Genomic DNA, 11,402 nt, shown 5'->3' on the forward strand with positions numbered 1-11,402 from the left:
CCGCGCTCTGCCGCCGCAGGCAACATCACCAGCACCATGCACAGCACAAGAACACTCGCCACCCACCGCAATACCAAGGGGCGATTTCTGCCTTTTTTCATACAGCTTCTCCTCCATATATTTATCGTTTTTAGGCCGCCTTTTTTCCAGGCAACCTCGGTTGCCTCTACTTTAGCACAGAAACATTTGGTTGTCAACGTTTTTCTGCATCTTGCCCTCACATTGTTGATGTGCTATAATACATTACGAACACGATAAAGGCGGTGCATGATTATGGCAGAAAAACAGAGCTACAACATTTGGTACATGGGCTGGCGCGTCGCCGGGCGTATGGCGATTTATCATTTATGCTTCTTAGTCTTCGGTGCGCTTGTCTTTATGACAGCGGCCGGGCTTGACCACTACGACGCGCCGGAAGGCACAACCCCTATCAATACAAACTTGATGATTGTCACACTACTCTTTTTGGTGCTTTATATCTACTTGGCATACCAAACGGTATGGCCATGGGGTCAGCGCGACTATAATAAAGTCAAGCATGAACGCACAAGATTTCATCCGTATAAAGGGTTGCTTGTCGGGTTGGTGGCATCCATTCCCGGGCTCCTTTTAATTTTACTCACCTTCGCGCTATCAACGTGGCTACCCAACCACAATATATCTAACATCTCATATTTAGTACTCAGCCTGTATTACATTGTGTTTTACAGCCTACGAGCCATCACCCATTATCCGCTCATTTATCTGCTGGCATTAACAGTACTGCCCATTGCATCGCAAGTGGCGTTTCGTTTCGGCTATCGGTCATACAACCCACTGCACGAAATATTCTATCGTAAAAAGTAATTCATATTTCTTAACGCGTCATTCATACGTATAGTTGCATGGGGGTGTTTTCCTGTGCAACTCACAACACACAAACGATTGGTACTCGTCTCCGCACTGGCGTTTATGCTTGTCGCAGCGATGGTTGCGACATTGCAACGCATGCCGCTTTCTGTTTCAACCGCTGTTTGGCGCGAAGCACCATATACCTTTATCATTGATGCCGGCCATGGCGGCGTTGACGGTGGTGCGGTGTCGCCGACGGGGCTATTTGAAAGTCACTTAAACTTACAAATTGCTATACAACTCGAAAGCTTACTCAATTTTTACGGCTATAATGCCATTATGACGCGCCGCAGCGACATTTCCATCCACGACAATGACGCACGTACCATCCGCCAAAAGAAAATGTCTGATCTGCGCAATCGCGCCGAACTGGTCAATAATACACCTAACGCTTTGCTCGTCAGCATCCATCAAAATACTTTTGGGCAAACACAATACCGCGGCCTGCAGGTCTTCCACGCCAATGGCGCGGCCGATCTGGGCAAAGTCTTGCAAGCAACCATTACAACAGCCCTCGCGCCCGATAATACCCGTCCAACGAAACCTGTGCCCAATAGCGTATTTCTCTTCGGCGCAATCAACGCGCCTGCGCTGTTAATCGAATGCGGATTTCTCAGCAACCCACAAGACGAAAAACTGCTTGCTAACCCTGTCTATCAACGAAAGCTGGCGGCCTGCATCTTCGCCGCACTGACGATGAATTAAATTCAAGGAGAAACCGCCATGTTCAACTACGGCGAAGCCCTATCCTATGTCGCCAAATGGCAGGATATTTTGCGCCTCAGAGACTGGGATATAAAGCTAGAATTCGTGACCAAAGATTGGCGCAAAACAGGCGATGCCAAAATCGACCAATGTGATAAAAAAGCCATCTTGCTCATTAACAGCTGCAACCCCAAGCAAACTAATCTAGAAGCGCTTATCATCCATGAGTTGTTACATATCAAACTTTGGGGTATGGATCAAATGATTGAGGAATTATTGTATTGCGTCTACGGCGCCGATAAGACAAACCTCAAATTCTCCTTTGCCTACACACAATTTATGAACCTGTTGGAGCAAACGACGGAGGATTTGGCAAAGGGATATAAAGACCTCGGCGCTGTAGATAAGTCCATTTCTTTCGGACGATTGCAGCACGAAGCCGACAACGAGTGGCAATAAACAGCACTTACACACAGGAGAGTTTCATGAAAGGCAACATTTTTTTCTGCACGCAATGCGGCAATGAAAGCAGCAAGTGGCAGGGCCAATGCCCTGCCTGTAAGGCATGGAACACCATGGACGAAGCACCGACAGCGCCTGCAAATAAAGCTAAAAAAGGCACATCTCGTGTATCTTCCCATGCCGCCGGCGAACGCCCCAAACCGCAAAAGCTCAACGAAATATCCACGGCCGACGAAATCCGCTTTTCCACCGGCATGGACGAATTCGACCGTGCGTTGGGCGGCGGTGCGGTAGCGGGCAGCCTTGTGCTGCTCGGCGGTGAGCCGGGCATCGGCAAATCAACCTTGCTACTGCAGATTTGCCACCATCTCTGCCGCGACAAAACGGTATTATACATATCGGGCGAAGAATCATTGCGCCAGCTAAAGCTACGCGCCGCACGCCTCGGCATAGACACACCAAATCTGCTCGTTATGGCAGAAACTTGCCTCGACAACGCGCTTGAAGAAGCTATGCAAGCCGATATACTTATCGTCGACTCCATTCAAACCATGCAGCGCGCCGATTCATCAAGCGCGCCCGGCAGTGTCAGCCAAGTCAAGGACTGTACGCTCGCCTTGATGGCCATTGCCAAACAGACAGGCCTAACCGTATTTGTCGTCGGCCACGTCAATAAAGACGGGCAAATTGCCGGCCCGAAGGTGCTGGAACACATGGTCGACTGCGTGCTATCTTTCGAAGGTGACCGACATGTCAGCCACCGCATTGTTCGCGCTGTCAAAAATCGCTTTGGCCCAACCAATGAAGTCGCTGTTTTTGATATGGGACAACAAGGTCTTGTCGAAGTGCCGAACCCTTCTGAAATGCTGCTTGCCGGGCGCCCGCTGCGCACACCGGGCTGTTGCGTGGCATGCGTCATGGAGGGCAGCCGCCCACTAATGGCTGAAATCCAAGCCCTCGTCACACCCACCCCTTACGGCACGCCGCGGCGTATGACGGCAGGCGTCGATTATAATCGTGCCATCTTACTCATGGCAGTGCTGGAAAAACGTGCCGGCGTAAGAATCGGCGACTGTGATGCTTACGTCAACGTCGTCGGCGGCCTTGACATCGATGAGCCTGCCGCCGACCTGCCCATCGTGCTGGCGTTGGCATCAAGTGTGCGCGACACAACCTTGGGCGACAATGTCGCCGCTGTCGGCGAAGTCGGGCTGGCGGGCGAACTGCGCATGGTCAACAATTTATCTATGCGGCTCAACGAAATTGCGCGACTTGGCTTTTCTCAGTGCATTGTACCATGGAATGGCACGGCGGCACTCATCCCGCCGGAGGGACTGCAAATTGTGCGTGTGAAGTCTGTGGCGCAAGCAGTTGGTTTGTTAGGGTAGAAAAAAGGCAGTCGTATGACTGCCTTTTTTGTTGCGCGGAATTACTTCTCAACCACAAACTCGGCGTAGACCGCCCCCTCCCATAGCACGCCATCCGGCAAATTGTGAAACATTACGTAGCCATTACGCAATAGCTTCACATTATTTGTCACACGATAATGCCCCGGCTCCTTAATTGCAGACAAAATCCAATTACTACCGACAGGTACATCTCTATTCACAGAAATAGGTATCGCTGTGTAAATCTCTCCCACCCTTAAAAAGCCTTTTCTAAAAATGTACTCTTCAGGATCCAAGAGTATCGTAGCCATTCGCATGCCATCGTTCCATTCAGCCTCAGGTTTAACTGCCGTCCACTCACCCTCGACCTGTCTTTCAACTGTATACAAGTGCGAAACCCAAGCAACGTAGGGTTCCGATGCTGTCGACGTAAAAGTGACTTCAAACACCCATGTACCCCAGTCTGTATGTTTTATCACTTCAGCCGACGCGGTTATCTCACCCGAGAAATCGCCGAGGGGAAAGGTGAAATCTACGGGTGTGTTCGGCGGCGCTATGACCGTTGGCTGGGCAGTTTCTGTCACAGTCGGCTCAACAATTTCCGGCGGATCCGGCTGGTTTCCGGTTGCACCCGCGCAACCTATAAGTAAAATAAAAGCCGCAACGATTGCCGACGTTCGCAGTGATTTTACACACTTCATGTCCATCGCTCTAACCTTCCTCTTAATATATTTATTTCACTATCAAAACTGGGCGTAATTCTTACAGCTACTGTAAATCCGGCAGTAACTGAGCCCGCCAAGATACCTATCACACGAAGATCCAACGCGCACCGTATAGGGCTGCCGCTCATACCGGGTGCCGCAAAAATTCGGGAATAAAAACGAGTCCCCCATTGCATCCCCCACTGATATTCAACCTCGTGAGGCTCCACCGCTTCGCCAACAGAATTCCTCTGTTGGCCTTCATGGGCGGGAGACTCCCCGCTGCGAAGCGATGCAATCCCTATCGTTTGAACCCAACGCGAAGGCGGCCGAGTTGACGCCATTGCCGTTCGAAGCGGAAGGCTCCCCGAGCCGGGAAAAGTTCCGCGTGCAAAACTAATGGCCGCTCTGTCTTCTTGGGGACTTCGATTTACCGACCATCCCCAAGGAATATACCCATGATTAACTAAACGAAAATGAAAAGGATTTTGAAAAAGCAGCCGAACTAAAATGTATGTTTGTATCTTTTGCCGTTCCCTATCACTCCGCTCCTTTCTTAAGTAAGTTTTCCAGTTGCAATCATTATACCACGAGAATTTTTACCCGTCAACCTTGTATATTATTCATAAAAAACCACCCTTGACCTACACTTCTATTCCGTGTATAATAGCAATCACTACTTACATAATTAGGAGGCTCCCCATGAAAAAAAGACTATGCGGGCTGGCATTATTATTGCTGCTCTCGCTCGCCCTCCCGCTCACGCTGACAGCGTGCAACAACGCCGACACACCGAACGCGCCGGATGAGCCCGGGCCGCTCGTGCCCATGTCGTCAACATTGGTTGACCGCTTCCCCAGCGGCGGCGGCACAGTGCATGCCGACTTTATTGCCTTGCGCGACGAAGATAAGCCATTGAGCGTTTTTTGGTCTGATGGTAGCAATGCGTCATTGGCAGCCGCTGTTTTCGACAGCGACGGCAATCAAATCGCCGCATCTAACAGCAATGATTTCACTGCACCTGTGCGTGCCGGCGAACGCTATACTGTTGCCGTTAACGCCACGGCCGGCGGCGAAGTACGCATTGCCATCATCGATTCACAGCGTCAAGATCGCGACATGCTGCCATTCCCCACGCGTTTAATGGGAACCGACTTGCCTGCTTTGCCGGATGTCGACCCCACTTCTGACCCGTTGGAAGCATGGCGCATTGAGTACGAAATGAACGATGACGGCAAATTCATTTTCGGCAACAACCCCGAGCAACTCAGTCCTCCTGACCTTAACGTTATCAATATGCGTAAGGACAATATGGCGGGCAATTATTTCTTTACTTTCTCGCATTCTAATCAGCGCATTTTCCGTGCCGGATATGAGTATCACTATTTCGGTTATCGCTTGGTCAACCACGGCGATGAAGATATGGTTGTCACTGTATGGAACCGCGGCATTCAGTATGACGGCGAATGGTTGGGCGCGCGCGCATGGAATGACCTTTACAATTTGGCATTTGAGTTGCCCGATGATTACTTTGTTGATCCCGACGGCAAACCGACATTGGAAAATACAACTTGGTACTATCGCGGACAAGATTTTCATCAAGCCAGTCCAAAATACCATCCAATTGTCGCCTTTGAGCCGGAAACACTTGTCGTTCCAAGCGGCGAATACTTATGGATTTTCGGCGGCACAACACCCGATAATTTCAACAATTTCAATGTTGGCGGCACAGCTGATCTTAAAATGCCGGCCGGTTGCATGAACGGTCACGTCCGTTTTGAAATCACAGCAGGCGAAAACATCTCCGGTGAGTTTATCTTCTACACCGACGCAGCGCTGCTGACAACCGACATGCCGGCACAAGGCTATGTCATTTTACGTCCGGAAACCAGTGACATCTCCTACTTTGAGCAATATAAAGGCTGGGACAACTATTGGCGCATTGAAGCCGACTTTGAGTGGACCGTCAATGACAACACACCAAGCCAAAATCTGCCGGTATACTATTACAATTACGTTGATTCACGTGCCGGCGGCCGCGGCCGTGAACCATACGGCGCACACAATGTTCGTCGCCAGCGCGTGCCGCGCACCGGTGCTCAAGACAGATGGCATAACGCCATCAGCCAACACATTGCCGACAACGCCGTTGGTGTAGATATGTCTACTTTCTTCGATGTTGATACCGAAGGCAACCCTATATTTGTCGACGCGTTGCACTACGACGGCGGCGGCGAAATCGCCAACTTGGGCAACTGGATGATTGTTTATCAAGACAACTTCACATTTAACAACGCCGGCGACAGACCGCGGACATTTAATATTTACAAGCGCGGCAACTTTATCATTGGCACGATGGCTCGCGACCGCAACGGCGATGTCCTCCATGCAGATTTATACGTTGCACCACTGGCGCACGTATCGCATTGGGTATTAGAGTCGGTGGGACACGGCCCCAATTTTATATTTGATAATTTTGTTGAACACCCGGCAGGCAGCGACGAATGGTGGCCGATTATAAACGGACGCCCCTATTTCGAAATTCGTCAGTCAGGCGAACGCAACCGTGTTGCATCAATCACCGTTCCGCCAAACTCTGTGGAACAGATCACTGTCGAGTACTTTATTCTCGCCAACTCCTCCGGCGGCATCAACCACTGGATAGAACTGGCAGACTAATACAAAATCCCCGCCGTAAGTGGGACTTCCATAAGACAGTATGAAAACTAAAACATGGCAGTCGCCATAGGGTAAACAAGCACCGTGTCACAACTGTGGCACGGTGCTTGTTAGTGCCAAAACGGCGCTTTTGAAAGCCACTTCGGGACAACTTGCTATGCTCCTCTCTGTTTGTAGACTCACTTTTTCATCTGTCTAAACCGAGGGTAGCATAGCAAGTTGTCCCGAAGTTGGCGGTATAATAATTTTTGACAATGTCGACAGATGCGCAGTGCCGTCCCTTGACCGAAATGGTGCATTATGATATAATTTACTTTGAAATGAGCAACCTTTATCTCAATATAAGGAGGTAAAATACTGTGCCAAACAATAACAGAGCCATTAATCGTGTTTTTACACGCAACGTTATAAATGATTTACTCCAGAATGGGTCAAGTGATGTGCTTGATTATGTCGTTGCCCGCTATGTTGACAATCCGAAAAATAAAACACATGGTCAGCTTTTTAGCGAAATATATGCCCATCTCGGCAAAGAAAAGCGCAATGAATATTTCTATCTAAACACTCTGCTCAATAGAATTCTTGTCGGATATCATTCCGTCAATACTACAACGGCGCTTTCGCAAATGCGCATTGGGCGACATATCGCTGATTTTGTGATGATAAATGGCGAAGGAGTAGTATATGAGGTAAAATCAAACCTAGACAATTTAGATAGACTTTCCGACCAGTTAAGAGATTATTTTAAGGCATTTAGTAAAGTGGTTGTTCTATCTGCACCTCATGAGTACGAAAAAATTTCGCACCGACTTGAAACGCTGGGTGATATGGGGGCAGCTGTTGGCATTTACATTATGAATCAGGATGATATATATTTTAATGAAAATTATAGAAGAGAGGCAAAAGCATTTGACGAATCTCTTGAACATAATTGTATTTTCAAATTGTTAAGAAAAAGCGAATACGAAAACACTTTGAAAAGTTTTTATGGTGATATACCAGAAGTTGCACCTGTGTTTCACTTTCGTGCTTGTTTTGAGCAATTTGAAAAAATACCTATTTTACAAGCGCAAAAATTAGCTTTAACGGAGCTAAAAAAGCGCAACAAAATTACTAAAATGGTTTTTGATAATATCCAACCTGAATTAAAATCTATTGTTTATTTTTCTGACCTAACAAGAAAACTTCCTGAAATCGAGAATCTTCTCGCATTAAATTATAAGGGGTGAAATTATGTATTTTCCTTATTTTCGTGGTCGGCAATATGAACTTCTCGCGCTCCGTGAACTTGTTGCCGAGAATTTAATTAGCGAATTAGTCGTTCCAATTGTTGAGCCTGTAAAACTAACCTCTACATTTAAGGGTACATTAGAAGCCTACACCTCACAAAATCGGCAGATTGCTCTGATTTTTAATCCTGAAGTTGGTGCCTTTGCAGGGCAAAATAACTTCCTTGAAATGCTTTCCCCAGAGCAGACTGGGTTATTGCCAGGCCAATCTGAAAAGCGTTCCGTAGTGATTCCAGCACTATTGATGAATAGTAATGCAGAGTGTGTGGCAAGTACGTTGTTACACAAAAATGTGCCGACAGAAAAAAACATTGTTATTATTACTAACAGAGATTATCTTGAAAGCTATAAAAACTTGTATACAGATACAAGTCCCCAATATACGCTTTTTCCTGATGAGCGTGAGTTTAGAAGAGGAATTACGAGCGGAAAGGTTATGCTAAAAGATAATTTCCGCAAGCAACCTAAAAATGCAGATTATCCAGATGATGAATTTTACACTGAAGATCATTTATTTTATAAAGATGAAGGATATAATGGGTTTGGTGATTATTCCATTGTAGGCAATGAATATGTAGAGGGTGGATTTGCGCCATATGCAGTAGCAATTCATATCGTATACTTCGCAGAAGATAATACATTAAGAATCTGTCATTTTATTTCTGATTCAAATGATGATATATCTGACGTTGCAGGCAAATTTAACGAGGCAGTACAAAAACTTGCATCATGGTATCGAAATGGGCAAAACAAGCAACAAACAAAAGCTATTGATATTTTATTGAGCCATTCTGATAATGGTACTTACCCTGGTTTGCCGACTATTAAGAAGTTATCTATAATGCATCATTTAGAACTTGTTAGTAAATATCTTGATGGGAATTTGTCAAAATGAACTGCTGTATAAATTGCTTTTGCGATAGTGAGATTTATGCAATTATAAGCTCAAGAAAACAGTTTGGAGATTGTTATTTTTGTAACTCAATAAATGTTTTAGTTTATGATATAAATAGTGTTGAAACTCAAATATCTCAAATGATGATTTCATTGGTGAATACATACTCGCCAAGTAATAGCGAAACTTCGAAACCGCTTTCAGTAGCACTACGTGACGATTGGGATATTTTTAATATCAATAATCTTACAATAGATAAAACGCTTGAATTGATAAAGAGTCTTTGCAGCTCTGATTATCATAAAAATGATAAAATTTTTGAAAATGGTGTGAATATTCCAGTTCTTGCAGATAACGATTTTCTATGTGAATTTTGCGTTGTGCAGGGTAACAATTGGGAAGCCTTTTCTAATGCAATAAAATATGATAATCGTTATCATAGCGGAATGTTTAACACAGATGTATTCACTCGCTTTCTATCAATGTTTGAAAAGAAGCTTCCTATTAAGTCTAGATTTTATAGGGCAAGAGTTGCTGAATCATTTAATGGATTTTCAACGGATAGCATGGGTGCGCCCCCACCAGGTAAACGCAGCGTTGGGCGTATTAACCCAGAGGGAATTGGCACCCTCTATTTAGGAAACTCCCCAAAAACAGCACTTGCCGAAATTCGTGCGGCAACATTCGATTTCGTGACAATAGGCACTTTTGAAAATTGTCAAGAGTACAATATCGTAGACTTTTCAGCCATAGATGCGGCAAGCCCTTTCTTGTTTGATGGCAACCTTGAGCAATTCGCCGCAAACAAAAATGTACTCAAAGAAATTGCCGCAGAAATTGCAAAACCACTAAGGCGAAGTGATAGTCATTTAGAATATTTGCCAACACAATTTATTTCTGAATTTATTAAAAGCAAAGATTATGCTGGAGTAGAATATAAAAGCACTCTAAATCCCGACGGATATAACTTGGCAATGTTTGATACTGAATCTTTTATATGCCATCATGTACAGACAATAAGTGTGACTGAGATTAATTATATAATTGACCAATCTTTATCAATTTTAAGTTAACGTCACACCCGCGCTCGGCGCAAAAAAATCAAAACCCCACACTCACACCGAGAACAAAAAAGTCCAAAATCTCAAAACTTGCTCACGCAAAAATAAGGGCGAAGCCCGCGACTGAACTTCGGGACAAATTATCCCGAAGTAGCGGGTCCGGGGAGCAACCCCGGCAAGCAGAAAAGCGGAAAATCCCAGTTGGGATTTTCCGCTTTTCGTGCAGGTGGCTTGCCAGGTGCATTGCTTGCCATTTAGTGTAAGCCCGATTTTTGCTGTTTCGCGGGAATAAGTTTTTCGCAAAGCCATCCTTGACATTTTTTCAAAAATGTGCGTTGGACAAAATCCGCTTACTTGCTAAAATCGTCGAGTCATCGTTGCGTGATAGATGAGATTTTGATATAATTACAGTGGCTTTTGAAACTGACAATTTTACGAAATTGGAGGTTCAAGAGAACATGAGAAATCCGAACGGTTATGGGTCGGTCATCAAGCTACACGGCAACCGCCGCCGACCCTATCAAGTCCGAAAAACAGTAGGCTTTAACGAAAAGAAACACCCCGTCTACCAAACGCTAGCCTATGTAACCACACGAGAGGAGGGTATGATTTTACTCGCGCAATTCAACAACGCCCCATGGGATGTGGAGAAATCCAAAATCACGCTTGCCGATTTATTCGCGCTGTGGCAGGAAAGAAAGGCTAACAAACCAAAGAGTACGCATGACATGATGAAAACGGCGTACAACCACTGTAAGGCACACTACAACGCGAAATATATCGACATCAAGGCGTATCATATGCAGGACACCATCGACAACAGCGGGTGCGGCTATGCCACGCAGAACGCCATCAAGGTCTTTTGGCGCAATATGGGCAAGTTTGCACTTGAATTAGACATTACAAGTAAAAACTATGGTACTTTGCTCACGTCCGCGACTGCTGTTGCCGAAACAAGCCGAGAACCATTTTCAAGTGACGAAATCGCCACGATTTGGGCAATACAAAGCCAGCCTTGGGTTGACTCTGTTCTGTTTTTGCTGTATACTGGTTTTCGTATTTCTGAGATGCTTGATGTGCGAAAAGCAAATGTCAATCTCGAAAATGGCACAATGACAGGCGGCACGAAAACGACAGCGGGTAAAAATCGCGTTGTGCCTATTCACTCGAAAATCCGACACATCGTCGATGCACGTATACAAGAGGACGGCGAATTTTTGTTTTCTCATAATGGCAGACAATGCGGCAGCACAACCTATCGCAAACTGTGGCGCGACATCATGCAAGCGGCGAATATCCAACATACGCCGCATGACTGTCGTCACACA

10 protein-coding genes are annotated in these 11,402 nt (G+C 46.0%); 9 read left to right on the plus strand and 1 reads right to left on the minus strand.

What is annotated here, in order from left to right; all coding sequences use genetic code 11:
• Nucleotides 1–273 precede the first annotated feature (273 nt).
• Genes FWE06_09890 through radA form a run of 4 tightly spaced genes read left to right on the plus strand, consistent with a single transcriptional unit; the run spans nucleotide 274 to nucleotide 3,446 of the window.
• Nucleotides 274–846, plus strand: coding sequence for a hypothetical protein (locus tag FWE06_09890; GenBank protein ID MCL2547471.1), 573 nt, complete (start codon nucleotides 274–276; stop codon nucleotides 844–846).
• 54 nt (nucleotides 847–900) lie between these two features.
• Nucleotides 901–1,596: an N-acetylmuramoyl-L-alanine amidase gene (locus tag FWE06_09895; protein MCL2547472.1), complete on the plus strand. Its 696-nt coding sequence runs from the start codon at nucleotides 901–903 to the stop codon at nucleotides 1,594–1,596.
• Nucleotides 1,597–1,614: 18 nt separating this feature from the next.
• Nucleotides 1,615–2,055, plus strand: coding sequence for a hypothetical protein (locus FWE06_09900; protein ID MCL2547473.1), 441 nt, complete (start codon nucleotides 1,615–1,617; stop codon nucleotides 2,053–2,055).
• Between the two features lie 26 nt (nucleotides 2,056–2,081).
• Nucleotides 2,082–3,446 (plus strand): DNA repair protein RadA, encoded by a 1,365-nt coding sequence (gene radA, locus FWE06_09905; GenBank protein ID MCL2547474.1) that lies wholly within the window; start codon nucleotides 2,082–2,084, stop codon nucleotides 3,444–3,446.
• A gap of 41 nt (nucleotides 3,447–3,487) precedes the next feature.
• Here radA and FWE06_09910 read toward each other — a convergent pair whose 3' ends face one another.
• The gene (locus FWE06_09910) at nucleotides 3,488–4,153 is read right to left on the minus strand and encodes a hypothetical protein (GenBank protein MCL2547475.1); all 666 of its coding nucleotides are present in this window, start codon (nucleotides 4,151–4,153) and stop codon (nucleotides 3,488–3,490) included.
• Between the two features lie 699 nt (nucleotides 4,154–4,852).
• Here FWE06_09910 and FWE06_09915 point away from each other — a divergent pair.
• From FWE06_09915 to FWE06_09935, 5 genes are all read left to right on the plus strand, one after another.
• Nucleotides 4,853–6,829, plus strand: a complete 1,977-nt coding sequence (locus FWE06_09915) for a hypothetical protein (GenBank protein MCL2547476.1) — start codon at nucleotides 4,853–4,855, stop codon at nucleotides 6,827–6,829.
• Between the two features lie 359 nt (nucleotides 6,830–7,188).
• Nucleotides 7,189–8,058, plus strand: coding sequence for a sce7726 family protein (locus FWE06_09920; protein MCL2547477.1), 870 nt, complete (start codon nucleotides 7,189–7,191; stop codon nucleotides 8,056–8,058).
• A gap of 4 nt (nucleotides 8,059–8,062) precedes the next feature.
• Complete coding sequence (locus FWE06_09925) at nucleotides 8,063–9,013, plus strand: sce7725 family protein (protein MCL2547478.1); 951 nt, start codon at nucleotides 8,063–8,065, stop codon at nucleotides 9,011–9,013.
• Nucleotides 9,010–10,086, plus strand: coding sequence for an RES family NAD+ phosphorylase (locus tag FWE06_09930; GenBank protein MCL2547479.1), 1,077 nt, complete (start codon nucleotides 9,010–9,012; stop codon nucleotides 10,084–10,086). Before FWE06_09925 ends, FWE06_09930 begins: the two co-directional genes overlap by 4 nt.
• 446 nt (nucleotides 10,087–10,532) lie before the next feature.
• Nucleotides 10,533–11,402: tyrosine-type recombinase/integrase (locus tag FWE06_09935; GenBank protein MCL2547480.1), on the plus strand; the 870-nt coding region annotated here is incomplete at its 3' end.

This window comes from Oscillospiraceae bacterium, from assembly GCA_009780275.1.
In the GTDB taxonomy this organism is placed as follows: Bacteria; Bacillota; Clostridia; order Oscillospirales; family UBA929; genus WRAI01.